Source organism: Antarcticibacterium arcticum (assembly GCF_007993795.1).
Lineage (GTDB): Bacteria > Bacteroidota > Bacteroidia > Flavobacteriales > Flavobacteriaceae > Gillisia > Gillisia arctica.
In genome coordinates this window covers 2,806,556-2,826,429 of the sequence record NZ_CP042476.1, presented here as the reverse complement: position 1 = coordinate 2,826,429, position 19,874 = coordinate 2,806,556, and the positions used below count along the sequence as shown (strand labels likewise).

Here is a 19,874-nt window from a genome sequence, read left to right as displayed (position 1 = left end):
TTTAAAAATCAAGCATGATTCAGTCAATGACAGGGTTTGGAAAGAGCCTGCTACAACTTCCTACAAAAAAGATCACCGTAGAAATTAAATCGCTCAACAGCAAAACCCTTGACCTTAATGCAAGGATCCCCGGCCAGTACCGTGAAAAAGAATTGTATCTAAGAAATCTTATATCCAATTCCTTAACCCGGGGGAAAGTAGATTTTTCTCTCTATGTAGAAGTGAGCGCAGAGGAAACAACTGCTGTTATTAATCCAGCCGTAGTAAGAAAATATATAGACCAATTGAAAGCCATTGTAGACGGAGATGAAACCGAGCTTTTAAAAATGGCTGTTAGGATGCCAGATGTTCTGAAAACAGAAAGGGAGGAGTTAAACGAAACTGAATTTGCCTCCATTGAAGAAGCGGTGCATTTTGCCCTGGAAGAGATCAATACATTCAGGACAGATGAAGGCCTTGCCCTCGAGAATGAATTAAAACTAAGGATCTCCAATATAGAAAGCCTTCTTGAAAATATTATTGCAATGGATCCCGACCGGATTGCCGGTGTAAAAGAAAGATTAAGAAAAGGAGTAGCAGATCTAAAGGAAAACATAGATGAAAACCGGTTTGAACAGGAACTGGTATATTATATAGAAAAATTTGACATTACCGAAGAGAAAGTGCGGCTTGACAACCACCTCTCCTACTTCAAGGAAACCCTGAATTCTCAGGATTCCAATGGCAGGAAACTCGCATTTATTTCCCAGGAAATGGGGCGTGAGATAAATACAATTGGCAGCAAGTCAAATTTTGCACCTATGCAGCAGCTTGTAGTACAAATGAAAGATGAGCTGGAAAAAGTGAAGGAACAACTATTAAATGTACTCTAATGCAATCTGGAAAACTCATTGTATTCTCGGCTCCCTCAGGATCGGGAAAAACAACTATTGTACAGCACTTATTGGCTCACCCCGAGTTAAAACTTGAATTTTCAATTTCTGCAACCTCCAGAGAACCACGGGTGGGGGAAGTAGATGGGAAAGATTATTATTTCCTTAGCCTTGAAGAATTCAAAAAGAAGATAAAAAATGATGAATTCCTGGAATGGGAAGAGGTGTACCGTGATAATTTCTACGGAACATTAAAAACTGAGATTGAAAAGATCTGGGCCAAAGGCAAAAACGTGATCTTTGACATTGATGTGGTGGGAGGCCTGGATATTAAAAACATCTATCCTGAAGAAACCCTGGCCGTTTTTGTGAAACCCCCCAGCATAGAAGAACTAAAGATCAGGCTTAAAAAACGCAAGACAGAATCTGATGACAAGATAAATATGCGTGTTGCAAAGGCGTCCATAGAACTGGCTACAGCTCCACAGTTTGACTTTATTATTGAAAATATCAATTTGCAAACCGCCCTGGATGAGGCTTATCATTTGGTTTCTACCTTTGTTGGCGCAAACGGGGAAGACTAATGAAAAAGGTTGGACTTTATTTTGGCACCTTCAATCCAATTCATATTGGACACATAATTATTGCCAACTATATAGTAGAATTCAGCAATCTTGATGAAGTCTGGCTTGTTGTCACCCCGCATAATCCATTTAAGAAAAAATCCAGTCTTTTAGATAATCACCATCGTCTTGAAATGGTTTACCTGGCCTGCGAGGGTTACCCGAAATTAAAACCCTGTGACGTAGAATTTAAATTACCTCAACCCAATTATACTGCTGTTACTCTGGCCAAACTGGAAGAAGATCATCCAAAGGTCGATTTCTCCCTCATTATGGGCGAAGACAATTTAAAAAGCTTTCATAAATGGAAGAATTTTGAGGTAATCCTGGAAAGGCATAAGATCTATGTATACCCGCGTATCTCGGGGGGTGAGGTTGAAAGCAGGTTTATTGAACATCCGGGAATTATTCGTGTAAATGCTCCTGTTATTGAAATCTCCTCTACTTTTATTAGACAGGCCGTGAAAGAGGGTAAAGACATTACAAGCATGTTACCTAAACAAGTTTGGGAATATATGGACAGGATGAACTTCTACCGCTAACACAAAACAAAACCCGCCTAATAGCGGGTTTTTATTTAAAAATTCATCTTTTTATAATTAAAGTAAAAGACTGTTTAAATCATTTTTGAAGGTTCGGTTGAGTTAATTGATCCTACTTTTTTCATGGTGGAACTATAACTTTTGCACTTCGACTGCGCTCAATGTAACCCGCTCAATTTCTTAAACAGTCTTTCTATTTAATTGTTTTTTATTGTTTTTGTGCCGGGATCCTTAACACCTGTCCCGGATATATTTTGTCTGGATCTTTTAACATAGGTTTATTTGCTTCAAATATCTCATGGTATTTGTTGGCATTACCATAGTGTTCTTTGGCTATTTTACTCAAGGTATCCCCGGTTTCAACGGTGTGAAAAACGGCTTCGGGTTCCTTATTCTCAACCTCCATATTATCATCTACCTGCGCTATCCCTTCAACATTTCCAACTACCAAAATTACTTTTTCACGTGTTGATTGATTTTCAGCTTTACCCCAAATTGTAGCCATTGCACCTTCTATTTCAATCCTAAGGCCCTCTACATGTAAATTAAGATCACGTATTGTTTCCTCAAGCTTACGGGCGGCTCTTTTGTTCTCTTCCCGCTCTTTTTGATCTTTTTCCCCTTCTACTTTTACGGTTTCATGTTTGGTTTCCTTTCCGGCCCCGAAAATCTTCGCACCGGCATTCTTAATAAAATTGAATAATCCCATATTGATAGTTTGATTGTTTTTCTAAAGTACGAATTCCCTTTCTAATTGATCTTCAATAAAATCCTAAATTTTTGTTAGGAAATTTACCAGTTAGAAAAACAGGGATACGTTTTTTTTACGCATCCCTGTTTAACTAAATAACCAACCAAAAAACTAATTAACGAATGGCAGTATCTCGCTTTCTACCATTCGTCTGTAATTAAACGCCTTAAAACCGGATTGATTGCCATTGGTTTGAACTTTAACTTATAGTTAAATTCTTTTTAAATTATGTATTTTTGGGGCGGAATTAAATAAACTATGGAGAAAACCCCTACTTTCGGTGTAATAGGTGGTGGCAGCTGGGCCACAGCTATTGTAAAAATGCTTAGTGAGAATCTTGAGGAGATAAATTGGTATATGCGCAGCAAAACCGCCATCACTCATATTAAAACCCATTACCACAATCCCAACTATTTAAGTTCTGTCGAATTCAATGTAAAGCAGTTGCATTTAAGCAATGACATTAATGAGGTAGTAAAAAATTCAGACTATCTCATATTTGCAATTCCTTCGGCCTTTGTAAAAAGTGAGTTGGACAAACTCACACTTCCGTTAAATGACAAAGTTATATTTTCAGCAATAAAAGGGATCGTGCCGGAAACCAGTCTTATTGTTGGAGAGCATTTCAATAAGGAATATGGAGTGCCAGATGAGAATTTTGGTGTTATTACCGGGCCTTGTCATGCCGAAGAAGTGGCATTGGAAAGACTTTCCTATTTGACAATTGCCTGCCAGGATGAAGCTAAAGCCAAAATAATGGCCCGTCATCTTCAAAGTGATTATATTACCTGTAAAACCAGTGATGATGTTACAGGTACAGAATACGCGGCAATGCTCAAGAATATTTATGCGATTGCCGCTGGTATAGCTCACGGGCTTGGTTATGGCGATAATTTTCAAAGCGTTATCATGAGCAACGCGATACGGGAAATGAAGAAATTCATTAAAAAGGTGCACAAAATGAAACGTAATATCAACGACTCTGCATACCTTGGAGATCTGTTGGTAACCGGATATTCTGTTTTCAGCCGAAACAGGATGTTTGGAAATATGATAGGAAAGGGTTATACCGTAAAAAGTGCCCAAATGGAAATGAGTATGGTGGCTGAAGGTTACTATGCAACCGAGAGTGCTTATAAGATCAATAAAGAGAAGGGTGCAAAAACTCCAATTATCAATGCTGTGTATGCTATCTTATATGAAGGTAAAAACCCTAAAAAGGTGTTTAAGAAATTAGCGGAAAAGCTGGATTGAAGTAAATTCAATATTAAAAGAAACCCTTTGTTCACACAAAGGGTTTCTTTACTTTTAGAAGAGGCCTAAGTGGCCAGAATGCCTTTTTTATTTATAACCGGAATATTGGTTAAAGCAGTTGCCTTGATAGAGTTACCTGGGAAAAGGAACTTCTTTTCAAACATGGTATTCCCTTCGAAAAAAGTCACTAAAAATTCATTATTTAACCGAAGGACACTATCCTCCATAAATTCAATTTTGGCGAAAGATTTGGCGGGAAGGACTTTAATGGTGTGCCGCATTGTTGAGGTGCTATCTTTTTCATCATACCCGCGGGTTACAATAAGCACCATTTCCAGGGGAACATTTTTATCATTTATAAGATAAGCATTCCAGTCCATGGAGCGGAATTCCTTATTTTCTTCTCTTACCGCCGCAATAAATACCCCTGTTACCGGTGGTATTTCAATGTCTTTTTTCAAACTAACTCAGTTTATTCTTTAGCTTGTTCCAAAGGATCCACAGGAAGATGGCTGCGGCAATAAAAAGAATTGCACCAACAATTATTTCTACCACTGCAATGATAAAAGTTACATATACAATGATGGCAAAAATGATAATGGCCAAAATAAGAATTCCGAATTTTTTCATATTAAATAGTTGATTTAAATTGTTTTAAAAACCTGATATCATTTTCATAAAACATACGAATATCTCCTATTTGGTATAATAGCATTGCGATACGTTCTATTCCCATTCCAAAAGCAAAACCGGTGTATTCCAGGGGATCTATACCGCAATTCTTCAACACATTTGGATCTACCATCCCGCAGCCCATGATCTCAAGCCAGCCTGTTCCTTTGGTAATACGGTAATCTGTTTCAGTTTCCAGACCCCAGTAAATATCAACTTCAGCACTTGGCTCTGTAAATGGAAAATAGGATGGACGCAGCCTTATCTTTGATTTACCAAACATTTGCTTTGTAAAATACAATAAAGTTTGTTTTAAATCGGCAAAGGAAACGTCTTTATCTATATACAAACCTTCTACCTGGTGGAAAATACAATGGGACCGTGAAGAAATAGCCTCATTTCTAAATACCCTTCCAGGTGAAATTGTTCTTATAGGGGGTTGATTATTTTCCATATACCGCACCTGCACAGATGAGGTATGCGTACGAAGAAGTATATCAGGATCTGTTTGAACAAAAAAGGTATCCTGCATATCTCTGGCCGGGTGATATTCCGGTAGATTAAGCGCAGTAAAATTATGCCAGTCATCTTCTATTTCAGGCCCTTCAGAAACATTAAATCCAATATTTGAAAATATCTCTGTGATCTGGTTCTTCACTATAGAGATGGGATGCCTGGCTCCTATTTCAACAGGTTCTGCAGGACGTGAAAGATCCCCATACGCTCCTGTTTCGGTTTGTTTGCCATCCAGGGATTCCTTTAAAAAGGTTACTTTTTCCTGAGCGGCGTTTTTAAGGGTATTGATCGCCTGTCCAAAATCCTTTTTTTGATCGTTCGGAACATTTTTAAACTCGGCAAAAAACTGGTTTAAAAAACCTTTTTTTCCGAGGTATTCAATACGAAACGCCTCGGCATCTTCAGGATTATCTGTATGAAAATCTGCCACCCTGGCAATGTGTTCCTTTATCTTTTCAATCATGAAATCTTTTCTTTAAAGAGGGTCAAATTTAATAAAATTGTAGCTTTACCCCCATTCCTTAACTTTATTCTATATAACCTTTTTCCAAAAAGTACTGGACAATTGCTTCTTTCATTAATACAGACTGTTCCCCGGCTTTCAAGGCAGGTAATGTTTCCAGGATCTTGTAATGCGGCCAGCTGTCCTCATCAAAATAATCAAACTCATAATACCCATAAGGCTCGAGGAGCCTGCAAATGGCTATATGCATAAGATCCAGCTTGTGGTCCTTTTTAAATTTTTTGTGGGGCTGTCCCAGTTCCTGTACACCTATTAAGTAAATTATAGCATCCAGGTCCAGCAGGTCACCATCGGCAAACTGGTTTGATAATTTCTGTTGCACGCCGGTCCAGCGTTCTTTTAGTTTTTCATCTCTTGACATTTGGCAAAGATACGTATCTTAGGCTTTGTAAAAACTATCTTTAAAGCATGAATATAGTTGATATTGTCCTTGCACTTATCCTTCTATATGGAGTCATAAGAGGCTTTTTCCGTGGATTTTTTGCCGAACTCGCTTCCCTTGTGGCCTTTGTTGCAGGAATTTACGGAGCGATTTATTTCTCTCATTTTTTAAGTGATTTCTTAACTAACCGTGTTTCCTGGAATATTCAGTTTGTGCATCTCACAGCATTTGCAATTACCTTCATTCTAATTGTATTTGTAATTTCCCTGGCAGGGAAGTTCCTAACTACTGTGGCCAATTTTGCCGCTCTGGGAATTATAAATAAGCTTCTGGGAGCAGCCTTCGGCTTAATAAAAGTGGCTTTTATAACCAGCGTTATCATAATGTTTTTTAGTGCCACCAATGAGGATGTAAATATTATTGAAGAAGAAACTCTGGGAGCTTCTGTGTTGTATCCTCCCATTAAAGCACTCGCACCGGCCATTGTACCTTCCATACTCAGGGAAGTACAGGATCTCGAATTCCTGGAAGAAATTAATGAGCCCAAAGAAGAGGAAGAAGTGGTGAACTAAGTATGTTATATAATGCAAGAGGGCCGGCAAAGTTGCCGACCCATGCAAACAAACAAATTAAACACCAGTTTAAAAGTTCAATTGATAAACAGCATCAAGTTCAGAGTCATTTTTAAAGTTTACTCCAAGATCCTTGATAATTCCTGAATCTACCCCATACACCCAACCGTGAATGGTAAGGTCCTGGCCATTATTCCAGGCATTTTGTACTATAGATGTTTTTGCAAGGTCATACACCTGCTCAGTTACATTCAATTCTACAAACCTGTCGAATCTCTTTGTCTGGTCCTCTATTCCATCAAGTTCCTTTTTATGAACCCGGTATACATCTTTAATGTGACGAATCCAGTTATCTATAATCCCAATAGATTGGTTCGTCATAGCTGCATTTACACCCCCGCAACCATAATGTCCGCAAACTATCACATGCTTTACTTTCAGCGCATTCACCGCATAGTCCAGAACACTTAGCATGTTCATATCAGAATGCACAACCATGTTGGCAATATTCCTGTGAACAAATACTTCTCCAGGTTCTGCTCCAATGATCTCATTTGCAGGAACCCTGCTATCTGCACAACCTATCCATAATACAGGTGGCTTTTGACCTTTAGAAAGTTTTTCAAAAAATTGGGGATCCAGATCTAATTTCGTCTCAACCCATTTCTTGTTATTCTCAATTAATTGCTTATAAAAATCACTCATTGCTATATATTTTAATTATTAATTCGTTTTACTAATGCGCCCCCTCAAAGACGGTTACTCCAAAGAATTCACGGTAACTTTTCGGGTTTTCTACCTCTCCCCTTTCAGAGATAAGTTTCATGGTAATATTTTTTCTGTCCGCAGTTACTGCAAAATCGTCCAGAATCTCCAGAATATCAAGATCAAGAGACCTGGTTTTACGTACATCCAGGGTTACATATGAATTTTCAGGAAGGGCATTCAGCTCGCGCTGGATGGCTCCTTTATTAAGAAATGTAACTTCTTCTGCAAGTTCCATTTTTATACGGTGCACCCCATTTGATTTATCCTCTATATGAAGGAAATGGGAATTCTTGTAACTATTAATCAAGATAGTAATTATTCCCACAGCTAATCCTAAAAGAATACCCACAAGTAAATCTGTCGCCACAATGGCAATTACTGTAACTAAAAAGGGGATAAACTGCGATTTCCCCAATTTCGACATTTGAAGGAATTGCTTAGGATTGGCAAGCTTATAACCAATGATAAGAAGAACCGCCGCAAGAACACCCAATGGAATAAGATTAAGGTATCTGGGTATTAAAATTACACTAAACAACAGAAGAAAACCATGTATAATTGAAGAAACTTTTGATTTTCCTCCACTCATAACATTGGCGGTACTTCTCACAATAACTTGTGTAATGGGTAACCCTCCTACAAGACCTGAAAATGTATTACCTACACCCTGAGCCACCAATTCCCTGTTGGTTGGAGTAACACGCTTGGCAGGATCCAGCTTATCTGTAGCCTCTACACTAAGAAGTGTTTCCAGACTCGCAACAATTGCAATAGTTATTGCTACCATATACACCTGGGTATTTCCAAGTTGGGAAAAATCGGGAAAAGTAAATTGTCCAATAAAATCTGAAACATTTTCAGGAATTGGGACAGATACCAAATTTGCTCCGGTGATCTCCAAGGTTGAACCTGAACCGTTAAAAAATAACTGGTAAATAATCCCGGCTATTACGGCCACAAGAGGACCGGGTATCAATTTAAAAGCTTTATGTTTTTTGGCCAGAACCTTATCCCACACTAAAAGGATTACAAGGGAAATAGTGGTCACCAGCACCACCCCGGGATGAACAGAGCTCACCATATTTACAAGACCCCTGAAAATATCCAAACCTGTAGTTTCAAAAAAGGCAAATGGTGTTTCCCCCTCTTCGTAGCCCAGGGCAAGTGGGATTTGTTTTAAAAATATGATGATACCAATGGCTGATAGCATCCCTTTAATTACAGAGGATGGAAAAAAATACCCAATAACCCCCGCTTTTAGTACACCTAATAAAATTTGCATTAAACCTGCTAATACAACTGCTACTAAAAACAACTCATAACTTCCAAGATCTGCAATTGCGGTAAGGACCACTACAGCTAAACCAGCCGCAGGACCACTTACTCCAATAGAGGAACCTGAAATAGCTCCCACTACAATACCACCAATAATTCCCGCAATAATACCGGAGAATAAGGGTGCACCACTGGCAAGGGCAATACCAAGACATAATGGAAGGGCAACAAAAAATACAACTAAACTGGCAGGAAGATCTGCCTTGATGGTCTTAAACATATGCAATAGAATTTTTTTAGGGTAAATCGCACCCTATTATTTTATTTTTTGAGAATCAACCACATAGGCTCCTAAGAACCGAACAGAAAACCAATAGCTGCCTGTTGGAAATGACCAATTGCATTTACCAAACCTTAATAAAGGTGTAATGGGTTGTTTAAAATGTAGATTTTATTAAGCCCGTTTGGGAGGAGGAGAAAGGACATCGAGAAATACCAATCCTGCGGCCTGATTGTAATAATGGATCAAGGCAGACTGTTCCTGCAAGAAATGCAGGCCAAGGTTTCCCGGATGGGATTCGTGAAAAGTATACTCAAAAACCAACTGGGTTTTTGAGGAATTTTCTTCTTCATTTGCTGTGAAAGCCATAGAAATATCAGCATTCTCATCTACATAGGTAATCATTGTGGGAGTCGCGAGGAATCCTGCAAATAATACCAGAAAGAATAATGCTGTTTTTTTCATAAGTGCAAAAATAAACTTTAGAGGATAAGAAGAAAACCTAAAATGATATTTTAATCTAAAATTAACATAGAGAAACTCTATTAAAACATCCTAACGTCATCTTTTAACATCCAGCCCTGTATGCCATTTGCAAGTTTAAATTTTATCCAATTTTGGTAAGTTTCTAAAACTTCAATTTTTGTACCCTCATGCAGGAAAAAAGATTCTGCACTTCTTAAGGTAGGTTCTTCCCTTACCGGACTTTCTGAAGCAAAAATTATGGCGTAATTATTATCGCTGAATTTCCCTTTTTGCTGAAATGCAAATATCAGGAAAAGCAGGGCCAGAAATACCGTTACTAAGGAAAGTGAAAAAAAGATTCTTTTGGATACACTGCGGCTACTGTAGTAATAAACCGCAAATGAGATTGCAAAGAGGAATGAGAATATAACTGCAGCCCACCCCCATTGATTATACCCCAATCCAGAGACGAGGTTATTCCATATGCGGGAAAGTCCGGAGTTTTCATTTTCCACTATTTCATCTACAACCAAATTCCTGGCGAGAGCCAGGTTGTTATTTATATCGGCATCATTTGGCTCCAGCTGCAAGGCTTTTTCATAATAATAAATACTGGGTGCCACGCGGTTTAATTTATAGTAGGAGTTAGCCAGATTAAAATAAACGGCGGCCGATGTTTCCCCATTATTTATAATGCTTTCATAATTACTTACGGCTGTTTCATAATCTCCCTCATTATAAGCGTTATTCCCGACTTCAAACAAATCTTGGTTTTGCGCCTGCAAGGCGGTCACGAAAAAAACAAAAAGGAAAAATAACTTCTTCATTTTTTAAATTTGTTTGTCTAAAGTTGAAATTACACGGGCTGCTTTCTCAAAATCCTGTTCCATAGTTAGCTTGGAAGAAGGGGTATAACGGGCAAACTCACAACTGCTTAACAGAGAAATAAACTCTTCCGTAGATTCTGGTTCTGCTCCTTTTTCTATTAACAGATTTCTTATCCTGTCCTTAGACATATCACTTGTTTGGATATGAAGTTTCGCCTTCAAATAGTTATGCAGGGCCCGTTCAAGCGCAATGTAGAATTTCTCATGGTCACCAAGGTTCTTCTTGGCTTCTGAAAGATATTTTCTGGTAAGCCGGTTGGCTTTTTTAATCCTGTTACCGCGAACATCCTGTGCCATTGCATCCCGTTTTTTCCCCAGAAGAATTACTCCTAACAAAAGTCCAAATGGTAATGCCATCAAGCTCCAGAAGCTTAATGATCCAAGAAAGGTTCCGGAATTTACAGGGTGTAAATTGGTTTTTAATTTAATATACCGGAATTGTTCCCCGGGGACAGTCACCGGTTGTTTAGAAACATATCCACCTCCTGCTACTCCACTACCTCCTGCCGGAGCTCTGTCTACTTCCAGGTTAATATCCTGGGAGCTAATTGTCTTATAAGTCCTGCTGGAAATGTCAAAATATGAGAAGTTGAGGGCCGGAATTGTAAATTCTCCCTGGCGTGTAGGTACTATAGTATAGGTATCTGTAATACTGCCCTGGGTTCCATTAAGGTCTGTCCTTACATTTTCGGTTCTTTCGGGTTCATATTTTTCCAAGGAGGCGGGCACTTCCAATTTGGGAAGTTCAAATAACTTTAAATTTCCATTTCCCGTCACCTGTACTCTTGCGGTCATGGATTCTGTGGCTGCAAGTTTAGTATTCCCGGGAATAACCTTAAAATCAAATTTTCCAACCGCCCCGGTAAAATTGCCCGGTTTCCCTGCATCGGGCAAAGGCTTGGCATTTATAATTCGTTTACCTGCAGCCACGGTCTTATCTACAGTAGTATATAACCTTCCTCCAAATATGTCCCTGCGGTCGCTTGGCACATCTACAGAAACTGATAAAGTCAATGGTTCAATTTCTAGTTCTCCTGTTTTTTGAGGATAAAGAATGGTCTTTCGCAATACCACAAACCTATAAGGCTCACCCTGATATTCCCCGGTTTCAATTTTCAATTGCCTTATATCTATATTCTGGCTCCAGAAATCGCGGTATACAGGATTATCTATTTCTCTCCAGTTGCTTACACTTATGCGGGGACTCACGTAAAGTTTATAAACAACCGTAATTGCCTCGTTTAAAAACGGATTTGTATTGGAAATTTCTGCAACCAGATGTAAGTTTTCTGAGGCCACAAAATCTGTGTTATTTCCATCTGTAGGTTTATCTACAGCAGCAGTTACCTCAACCTGAATAGGGGATGTTTTATAAATATTGCCCTCTACCGTAATCTCTGCCTGTCCTATGGTAAATTTACCCCGTCCTGTAGGTTCCAGGAAATAACTATATGTCTTTGAGTAGGTGCGTTTGCCATTGATCCAGCTATTGCTTACCGCCTGGTTAGGCCCACCCACCACAGTAAAACCGCTAAAAGCAGGAGCCCTGAAATTATCCCCATCCTGATTCATCTCAAAGTCAACCCTGAGACGCTCATTTACCCCCAGTTTGGGTTTGCTTGCCCGGGCTTCAAATTTTACCTGGGCAATCCCCGCTGAGGATACTATTAAAAAAAGTGACAGTATGAATATTCTAAGCGTCATCTCTCTTTAGTCTTATTTTTTTAAGGTTATTACAATAATTATTTTTTACCAATCCTTTTCGGTGCGGGTTTTGGTTCCTTTTGCCTTTTCTGCATTTATCTTATCCTGCACCTTTTTTTCTTCATTGTTCATCGCTTCCAGCAAACTTTTTATTTGCTCGGGAGATAATTGTCCGGGACGTGGTTGCTGGGGTTGCTGGGGTTGCTCTTCACCGGGTTTATCTTCACCTGGCTTAGGATCTGGTTTGCCTTTTTCATCTTCATTCTCAGGTTTTTTTTGATCGTCTTTTTGATCGCCGCCTTTATCCTCTTTATCTTCACCCTCCTTTTTATCCTTGTCCTGCTCTCCTTCGTCTCCCTTATCTTTCTCCTGCTTATCCTGGTCTTCCTGTTCCTTATCATCATCACCACCGCCACCGCTCTGCTCTTCTTCCTCCAGCATCTTCTTCGCCAGGGCATAATTGTAACGCGTTTCTTCATCCTTTGGGTTATTGCGAAGTGCCTCCTTATAAGCCTCTACCGCTTCCCTGTATTTTTTTTGCTGCATATAGGAATTTCCCAGGTTGTGAAAAATACTGTGTTTCTCCTGTTTTGTCTCTGCAATTTTGGCTGCCTGTTTTAACCGGGTAACAGATTGTGCAGGTTTTTCCTTACCGTAATACATATTAGCCATATTGTAACGTGCCTTTACACTCTCAGGGCTTTTTGATACCGCTTGTCGATAAGATGCTTCAGCTGCTGAAAAATCATTTTCGGCCAGGTTATCCTCGGCGCTACGAAGGAGTTTATTGGTTTGTTTCTCGATCTTCCTGTTTTCCTCCTGAAGGGATTGGGCAGAAAGTTTCTTCAGAAAAAAGAAACTCAGGCACACCAGTAAAAGCACCCTGCAATTTCCCTGCGGAAATAACAAACTCACCTTCATATTTCTAAGTTTTTTTTTCATTGAACAAATTTAATTTTCTCACCCAGGCTGTTTTTCGCTCCAGCAGGAAAATATCTGCAAGAAGTAAAAGTATGGCCAATCCAAGAAACCATTGAAACTGCGATTGATATTCAGCATACTGCCTGGCTTCAAATTCCGTCTGATCCAAATTCCGAAGAAAATCTGACACTTTTTCAGTTACTTCGGAAGTGACATTCCCGCGTACATATTCTCCATTTGTGGCCGCGGCGATCTCTTTCAATATCGCTTCATCCATCCTGGTGATAACAGTTTCCCCGTTCAGGTCTTTCTTATAACTCTGGGTGATCCCTCCACGTTTAATAGGAATCGGGCCACCCCTTTCACTTCCAACTCCAATTGTAAATATACGTATGCCCTGGGCTGCCGCTTCTTTTGTAATAGCTTCCACTTCTCCCAAATGATCCTCGCCGTCACTTATTATAATAAGCACCTTACTGGTGGGTTCATCTGGGTTATAATAGGTTTTTGCCAATTCAATGGCTTCCTTTATAGCTGTTCCCTGCGAGGAAACCATATCTGTATTCATTGCCTGTAAAAACATTCTCGCCGCAGCATAATCTGTTGTAATAGGCAATTGCGGGAAAGCGCTTCCTGCATAGGCAATAATTCCTACGCGGTCACTTCCAAGATTGTTTATTATTTGAGTAACCAATTGTTTGGTTTTCTCCAAACGGTTGGGAGCAATATCCTCTGCCTCCATACTTTTAGAGACATCTATTGCAAAAACTATGTCTACCCCTTCCCGGGTTACCGTTTCCATTTTCGTGCCAATTTTTGGATTGACAAGGGCAAAAACAATCAGGCTCAAAACTATCAATAGAAGCCCAAATTTTAAGGCGGGTTTAAACCAGGACCGGTCCGGACTTAGCTGCTGAAGCATTACCGGATGCGCAAACTCCCGCTGTTTTCGTTTCTTCCAGAAATAAAGCATGGCATAAAACAGCACCAACACGGGAATGATGAGCAATAACCAAAAATACTTTTCTTCCTCCAGTATGTACATTCTACATGTTTGAATTTTCCCCGTAGGGGTTCTTATTTTTTATTAAATAAAGCTTCTGAAGATCGTGAACCTCAACAAGAGCTCAAAGATCAACAAGAGTCCTGCAATTAAAAGGAAGGGGCGGTACCTTTCCTCGTAATTCGTGAATTTGAATTCTTCAATCTCGGTTTTTTCAAGACTGTCTATTTCTTCATAGATCTCTTCCAGTTTTTCGTTATCTGTAGCCCTGTAATATTTCCCCCCTGTGGTAACTGCAATTTCCTGCAGCAATTTTTCATCTATCTCTACCTGAGCCATTCCATATCGAAACTGCCCGTTGGAAAGGATACCAATTGGAGACAAGGCCATCCCGTTGGTTCCAATTCCTATGGTATATGTTTTAATGCCATACTCCACGGCAAGTTCGCCGGCAATTTTGGGATCTATAAACCCCGCATTATTTACCCCGTCTGTAAGCAGGATTATTACCTTACTTTTTGCGGTACTTTCCTTTAATCTGTTTACCGAGGTTGCCAAACCCATTCCAATGGCTGTTCCGTTTTCCAGAACTGTATTATATCTAAGGTCTTCCAGGGCGGCAAGAACAAGTGCTTTATCGCTTGTCACCGGGGTAAGGGTAAAACTTTCCCCTGCATAAACCACCAGGCCTATCCGGTCTGTTGGTCTTCCTTTAATAAATTCGGCAGCCACCTCTTTTAGGGCATCCAGCCTGTTGGGTTTTAGATCCCGTGCCAGCATACTGGCAGAAACATCTATGGAAAGCACAATATCTATCCCCTGGGTGGAAGACGTTCTGGTCGAAACATCAGATGAGCGCGGTTTCGCCATAGCCACTATCATACATGCAAGAGCTATTAACCGTAAGGCGAAAAGTCCATGTCTAAGAACAGGAAGGATACTTCGTTGAGATTTTAATCCCTGTACACTGGATAAACGCAGTTCGGCCTGTTGAAGGTTTCGCTTCCAAAAATACCAGGTTGCCAGTAATGGCAGTAAGACCAAAAGCCAGAAATAACCCGGATTCTCAAATGTAAAACTATCTAACATTAATTATTTATATTTTCAAATTCTACCGAATTTATAATGCGGCCTGCTATTTCTTCAGCATATTCATCTTCGGCTTCAAAGATCACGGTGATTTGCTGGAAACCTCCTTTTTCAGCAAAATTCAATATGAGGTATTCCTTGTTTTCCATCTTTTTGCTCTTAGGGTTTTCCAGCTCGAGAGTGCCAAAAACCTTAATTCCTTTTGCGCCTTCCAGAGTTGTAAATTCCTCATCTTTTACAATCATATTCTTTGCTCCCTTTTGCTCAAGATTGGCATAAACTCCTTCTACCGCAGCATCAAGATCAAACTTTACACCCTCCTGAAAACGTACTGTACTCAATACCACATACAAATTTTCTGCAAGGTCACCATCAATAAATGTTTCACTTCCCACCAACATGGCCCTCGCTTCCTGCGGCAGGTCTATTTCCCCTCTTTTTAAAACCCGGGGGGTGGTGATATTAACAGCAGGGTCGCCATAATCACTGCTTATCCATTCTCCCTGTAATAATTCTTTAGATGGATTACCAAATACAATATTTCGTAGGCCGGAGAATCCCTGGGTAGTTATAATGGCAGTTGCACCAAGGCTTATGATCAATAACCCAACCCCTACGGCCAATGCGATCTTTCGTTGGTTTTTGCGTTTTAACCTGACTCTTCGGTATTCTTCATCCTTAAGCAATTCTTCCTCTGTAGGTTCCGGGATGGCGGCTTTTGTGTCGTTTATTACATGTTCAATTTTAGACCTGTCACCTATTGCCGTGATTATATCGGGACGGGAATTTGCAAATTTCGCAAGGTCTGCCCGTTGTAAGATTATCTTGAGCTCATCAATGGTTTGGCGGCTCAGGTTTAATTCACCGCGCTCCATTTTTAATTCCAGATCATGTATAAGTTCTGAGGTTGTACTTTCCATTGCCCTTAAATGCACCTCATCTTCAATATACCTGCGCACGGCCTCGGTTAATTTCGAATAGTATTCCTTGGTTTGCCGGTTTTCCAGCAAATGGGACTGGTCCAGCTGTTGTAACTCAAACAATGCACGTTCATAAGGAGGTAACTGCTTTCGGGCTTCCCGTATTTTTTTTCTCCGGTTTAAGAGGAAATATAGCACAGCTCCCAACAAAATAATTCCAAGGAACCACCAGACCCAGGCAGGAATTGAAAATCCTGAGGGCACTTCCATAGCGGGTTTAATGGCATACATTTTTTGCTTTGTAGTATCTACCACTACATCTACCACCTCAATGCGAAGGGAATCTGTAAAAAATGCGGTTTCATTTATTAGAACCTGTTGGCGCGGGATGACGTAGCTACCTGAATCAAATTGAGTAAGGGAATATTCTTTTATTAACCGGAATCTGTTTTCTACCCGGTTGGTATCTGCCGTTAAAGATTCGACCACCTCCATGGGATTAAAACTTTCCCCTTCCGGGAAAACAACCAGATTGTCAGGATTGGTCTCTACGGTGATCTTATAGATAAGTTGATCACCAATAAGGATTGAGGTTGTATCAACAGAAGCGCTCACCCGGGGTTCCTGGGAAAAAGAAGGAATAACATTCAGCAGTAAAAAAAGGATAAGCAGGGTAGTAGAAAATGTCCGGCCTTTGCGCATCGAAATGCCTGAAGGAAACATACTTAAATTTAAAAATGAAATATTGTTTCTTAAAAAGTTTGCCATTTTAAATGCTTATCCCCTTGTTTTAAAATATCCTAATAATTTTTTGACATAACTTTCATCCACTCTTGAACTTATAATTCCTGCGCCGCTTTTTGAAAAACTCTCCCGAAAATAATTCTCCCTTTCCCTAAAATAGGTGGCGTATGCATTTCTTACAGCTTTTGAACCGGTATTAACCATAATGAGCTCCCCGGTTTCGGCGTCCAACATTTGTACCAAACCTAAATTAGGAATGTTTTGTTCCCGCTCATCATAAACCCGGATTCCGGTAACATCGTGTTTCCCGCTTACAATTTTTAGGGTATGTCTGTAACCGTCTGTCATAAAATCTGAAAGCACAAAAATGATTGCTTTTTTCTTTATAACATTTGTGACATATTTTAGAGCGGCAGAGATATCTGTTTGTTTAGCTTTCGGCTTAAATTCTATAAGCTCGCGAATGATCCTTAACACATGTGAACGCCCCTTTTTAGGAGGTATAAAAAGCTCCATTTGATCTGTAAACAGAAGCAGGCCTATTTTATCATTGTTTTGGGTCGCCGAAAAAGCCAGGGTGGCAGCAATCTCTGTAATGATCTCTTTTTTGAATTGTTTTTGTGATCCAAAAAGCTCAGATCCTGAAACATCTACCAGGAGCATCATGGTTAGCTCCCGTTCTTCTTCAAATACCTTTACAAAAGGTTCATTGTACCTTGCAGTTACATTCCAGTCTATACTCCTTACATCATCTCCAAACTGGTAATTCCTTACTTCGCTAAAGGTCATCCCCTTTCCTTTAAAAGTAGAATGATATTCTCCTCCAAACACATGATTGCTCAGGCGCCTGGTCTTGATCTCGATCTTTCGAACCTTTTTAAGTAATTCCTTTGTATCCATTAATTTCCCCCCTTGTATAAGAGGAGTTGTATTTTATTAAACAGCAATAAGGTAAGTATTGATTTAAGGCACCTCAACCTCGTTGATGATCTTGCCAATAATATCTTCTGAAGTTACATTTTCAGCCTCAGCTTCATATGTAAGACCAATCCTGTGCCTTAGTACATCATACACCACGGCGCGCACATCTTCAGGAATAACATACCCCCTTCTTTTGATAAATGCATAGCATTTTGCTGCAATGGCAAGGTTGATACTTCCCCTTGGAGATGCACCAAAATTGATGAGGGGGGTTAATTCATCCAGTTTATATTTTTCAGGAGTTCTTGTGGCAAAGACAATATCAAGTATATATTTCTCAATTTTTTCATCCATATAAACCTCCCTTACCGCAGCCTGGGCCCTGGCAATTTGATCAAGACTAACCACCTGGTTCACTTTCTCAAATCCCCCACGCAGGTTTGCCCGCACTATCATTTGCTCCTCTGCCATTTGCGGATATTTGATCACAGTTTTAAGCATAAATCTGTCCACCTGTGCTTCAGGTAAGGGATAGGTTCCTTCCTGCTCTACCGGGTTTTGGGTAGCCATTACCAGAAAGGGCCGGTCCAGTTTAAAGGTTTCATCTCCTATAGTAACCTGCTTTTCCTGCATAGCTTCAAGCAAGGCAGATTGCACTTTGGCAGGAGCCCTGTTAATCTCATCCGCAAGAACAAAATTGGCAAAAATGGGCCCTTTTTTAATGCTGAAATCATTCAGTTTCATATTATAGATCATAGTTCCCACAACATCTGCAGGTAAAAGATCTGGAGTAAACTGTATCCGGCTGAAACTTCCATGCACAGCCTGGGCAAGTGTATTAATAGCAAGGGTTTTTGCAAGACCGGGCACTCCCTCAAGCAAAATATGTCCCTGGCCCAAAAGTCCAATCAATAAACGCTCTACCATTACCTTCTGCCCCACGATCACTTTATTGATCTCATTGGTAAGCAGGTCTACAAACGCACTTTCTCTCTCAATTTTTTCATTAAGGCTGGATATGTCGACTGACGCGTTATTCTCTATCATAGAATTAAATTTTAAAATATGTGAAGATATTCACAAATTACCAACGATGCAAATGCAAATATATTGGACACCGCCTGTCCTAAAAGGTTTAAAATAAAAAAGGCCGCCGTTCCCGGCAGCCTTTTAAAAAAATTATAATAAGGTATTTAATCTACGAAAATTACATCAAGATCTACCGTTGCACCAGAAGCTACAACTACGTTATTCACGGTCTTTACTGATAGTCCCAAACCTGCTTTAGGAGTAACAGTGATCTGGTATGTTCCGGCCGGAACTCCGTTGAGGGAGAAGTTACCGTTGGCATCTGTATAAGCCGAAATTGTGTTTGCAGAATTCGCGGCTTTAACATGGCTAACCTCCATAGAAGGCTGTACTTCACCGGTAATGGTTCCGGTTCCTTCCATAGCAGCAAGTCTAATTACCGGCTTAAGGATAAACCCTCCTGAAGAACCAGCAGTAACAATTGACTGGTCTACATCAAAGTCCAGTAAAAATTCATACATCTCACCCGCTTCAAGGGTTTGGTTAACCTGTAGTTTTAAACCAGATTGTTGAGCACTTGGAGTGCTTAATGGCTGTGATTCTCCATTTATCACTACCGTGTTATTGTTTCCAAGAACTAATCTTATTTGACCTAGTGGCCCTGGAGGAACTTCGGCATCTGCCAGTAATTGTGTAACTCCGCCCGTAAGGGAAAGAAGATCGTAAACACCGGTACGAATACCACCTAAACTTGTCCATCCGGCATCATCTGATGCTGTTGCATCTGCTTTGATCATAACATCAACCACATCTACAAATACCGCATCATAATCTCCGGGAGCATCGGTCATGTGAACAACCACTCGGGCATTTTTATCATTTTGAGTGTCATCATCACTACAGCTTGCAAACGTTGTCAGGGCTATAGCGGCCATCAGGAAACTTGTAAATTTTCTGAAACTTAGTTTTCTTGAAATCATTTTCATCTTTTAATTTGATTTGAGTTTGGCCTGTAGAACGGCCTAAGCACGGTGAAATTTTATCGCTCCTTAATAATTAACTTTTTTTAACATGACTTAACTTCATTTTAGCTAATTATACCTACTCCTCCTTACAATCTTGAACATTAAATTTATCTTTAGGAAATTAAAAACCGTGTAC

22 protein-coding genes are annotated in these 19,874 nt (G+C 39.9%); 5 read left to right on the top strand and 17 right to left on the bottom strand.

Annotated elements, in window-relative coordinates:
* Positions 1 to 14: 14 nt before the first annotated feature.
* The 3 genes from FK178_RS12815 to nadD are packed head-to-tail and all read left to right on the top strand — an operon-like array spanning position 15 to position 2,037.
* Positions 15 to 872 (top strand): YicC/YloC family endoribonuclease, encoded by an 858-nt coding sequence (locus FK178_RS12815; RefSeq protein ID WP_146835892.1) that lies wholly within the window; start codon positions 15 to 17, stop codon positions 870 to 872.
* Positions 872 to 1,456 (top strand): guanylate kinase, encoded by a 585-nt coding sequence (gmk, locus tag FK178_RS12810; RefSeq protein WP_146835889.1) that lies wholly within the window; start codon positions 872 to 874, stop codon positions 1,454 to 1,456. Before FK178_RS12815 ends, gmk begins: the two co-directional genes overlap by 1 nt.
* Positions 1,456 to 2,037, top strand: a complete 582-nt coding sequence (nadD, locus tag FK178_RS12805) for a nicotinate (nicotinamide) nucleotide adenylyltransferase (RefSeq protein WP_146835886.1) — start codon at positions 1,456 to 1,458, stop codon at positions 2,035 to 2,037. The genes gmk and nadD overlap by 1 nt, the downstream gene beginning before the upstream one ends.
* A 208-nt stretch (positions 2,038 to 2,245) precedes the next feature.
* Here nadD and lysM read toward each other — a convergent pair whose 3' ends face one another.
* Positions 2,246 to 2,746 (bottom strand): peptidoglycan-binding protein LysM, encoded by a 501-nt coding sequence (gene lysM, locus FK178_RS12800; RefSeq protein WP_146835883.1) that lies wholly within the window; start codon positions 2,744 to 2,746, stop codon positions 2,246 to 2,248.
* A gap of 300 nt (positions 2,747 to 3,046) precedes the next feature.
* On the opposite strand from lysM, the gene FK178_RS12795 reads away from it, so the two are divergent.
* A complete protein-coding gene (locus tag FK178_RS12795; protein WP_146835880.1) occupies positions 3,047 to 4,042 on the top strand; it encodes an NAD(P)H-dependent glycerol-3-phosphate dehydrogenase in 996 nt (331 codons plus the stop codon).
* Positions 4,043 to 4,107: 65 nt separating this feature from the next.
* On the opposite strand, the gene FK178_RS12790 is transcribed toward FK178_RS12795, so the two are convergent.
* From FK178_RS12790 to FK178_RS12780, 4 genes are all read right to left on the bottom strand, one after another.
* A complete protein-coding gene (locus FK178_RS12790; RefSeq protein ID WP_146835877.1) occupies positions 4,108 to 4,503 on the bottom strand; it encodes a hypothetical protein in 396 nt (131 codons plus the stop codon).
* 1 nt (position 4,504) lies between these two features.
* Positions 4,505 to 4,672 (bottom strand): hypothetical protein, encoded by a 168-nt coding sequence (locus FK178_RS15505; RefSeq protein ID WP_168194595.1) that lies wholly within the window; start codon positions 4,670 to 4,672, stop codon positions 4,505 to 4,507.
* Position 4,673: 1 nt separating this feature from the next.
* Positions 4,674 to 5,693, bottom strand: a complete 1,020-nt coding sequence (gene pheS / locus FK178_RS12785; protein WP_146835875.1) for a phenylalanine--tRNA ligase subunit alpha — start codon at positions 5,691 to 5,693, stop codon at positions 4,674 to 4,676.
* Between the two features lie 64 nt (positions 5,694 to 5,757).
* Positions 5,758 to 6,114, bottom strand: a complete 357-nt coding sequence (locus tag FK178_RS12780; RefSeq protein WP_146835872.1) for a hypothetical protein — start codon at positions 6,112 to 6,114, stop codon at positions 5,758 to 5,760.
* A 47-nt stretch (positions 6,115 to 6,161) separates the two neighbouring features.
* On the opposite strand from FK178_RS12780, the gene FK178_RS12775 reads away from it, so the two are divergent.
* Complete coding sequence (locus FK178_RS12775; RefSeq protein ID WP_146835869.1) at positions 6,162 to 6,707, top strand: CvpA family protein; 546 nt, start codon at positions 6,162 to 6,164, stop codon at positions 6,705 to 6,707.
* 69 nt (positions 6,708 to 6,776) lie between these two features.
* On the opposite strand, the gene can is transcribed toward FK178_RS12775, so the two are convergent.
* From can to FK178_RS12715, 12 genes are all read right to left on the bottom strand, one after another.
* Positions 6,777 to 7,412: a carbonate dehydratase gene (can, locus tag FK178_RS12770; RefSeq protein WP_146835867.1), complete on the bottom strand. Its 636-nt coding sequence runs from the start codon at positions 7,410 to 7,412 to the stop codon at positions 6,777 to 6,779.
* A 31-nt stretch (positions 7,413 to 7,443) separates the two neighbouring features.
* Positions 7,444 to 9,030, bottom strand: coding sequence for a SulP family inorganic anion transporter (locus FK178_RS12765; RefSeq protein ID WP_146835864.1), 1,587 nt, complete (start codon positions 9,028 to 9,030; stop codon positions 7,444 to 7,446).
* 174 nt (positions 9,031 to 9,204) lie between these two features.
* A complete protein-coding gene (locus FK178_RS12760; RefSeq protein WP_146835861.1) occupies positions 9,205 to 9,495 on the bottom strand; it encodes a hypothetical protein in 291 nt (96 codons plus the stop codon).
* Between the two features lie 80 nt (positions 9,496 to 9,575).
* Positions 9,576 to 10,322, bottom strand: a complete 747-nt coding sequence (locus tag FK178_RS12755; RefSeq protein WP_146835858.1) for a tetratricopeptide repeat protein — start codon at positions 10,320 to 10,322, stop codon at positions 9,576 to 9,578.
* A 3-nt stretch (positions 10,323 to 10,325) separates the two neighbouring features.
* Positions 10,326 to 12,086, bottom strand: coding sequence for a BatD family protein (locus FK178_RS12750; protein ID WP_146835855.1), 1,761 nt, complete (start codon positions 12,084 to 12,086; stop codon positions 10,326 to 10,328).
* A 45-nt stretch (positions 12,087 to 12,131) separates the two neighbouring features.
* The gene (locus FK178_RS12745; protein WP_146835852.1) at positions 12,132 to 13,028 is read right to left on the bottom strand and encodes a tetratricopeptide repeat protein; all 897 of its coding nucleotides are present in this window, start codon (positions 13,026 to 13,028) and stop codon (positions 12,132 to 12,134) included.
* Complete coding sequence (locus FK178_RS12740; protein ID WP_146835850.1) at positions 13,012 to 14,052, bottom strand: VWA domain-containing protein; 1,041 nt, start codon at positions 14,050 to 14,052, stop codon at positions 13,012 to 13,014. The genes FK178_RS12745 and FK178_RS12740 overlap by 17 nt, the downstream gene beginning before the upstream one ends.
* 42 nt (positions 14,053 to 14,094) lie before the next feature.
* Complete coding sequence (locus FK178_RS12735) at positions 14,095 to 15,099, bottom strand: vWA domain-containing protein (RefSeq protein ID WP_146835847.1); 1,005 nt, start codon at positions 15,097 to 15,099, stop codon at positions 14,095 to 14,097.
* Positions 15,099 to 16,787: a DUF4381 domain-containing protein gene (locus FK178_RS12730; RefSeq protein ID WP_205677186.1), complete on the bottom strand. Its 1,689-nt coding sequence runs from the start codon at positions 16,785 to 16,787 to the stop codon at positions 15,099 to 15,101. The genes FK178_RS12735 and FK178_RS12730 overlap by 1 nt, the downstream gene beginning before the upstream one ends.
* A gap of 9 nt (positions 16,788 to 16,796) precedes the next feature.
* Entirely contained in the window at positions 16,797 to 17,663 is an 867-nt protein-coding gene (locus FK178_RS12725; protein WP_146835844.1) for a DUF58 domain-containing protein, read from the bottom strand.
* Between the two features lie 63 nt (positions 17,664 to 17,726).
* Positions 17,727 to 18,731: an AAA family ATPase gene (locus FK178_RS12720; RefSeq protein ID WP_146835841.1), complete on the bottom strand. Its 1,005-nt coding sequence runs from the start codon at positions 18,729 to 18,731 to the stop codon at positions 17,727 to 17,729.
* Positions 18,732 to 18,877: 146 nt separating this feature from the next.
* Positions 18,878 to 19,693 carry a DUF4382 domain-containing protein gene (locus FK178_RS12715; RefSeq protein ID WP_146835838.1) on the bottom strand — a complete coding sequence of 272 codons (816 nt, stop codon included), beginning with the start codon at positions 19,691 to 19,693 and terminating at the stop codon, positions 18,878 to 18,880.
* Positions 19,694 to 19,874: the final 181 nt, after the last annotated feature.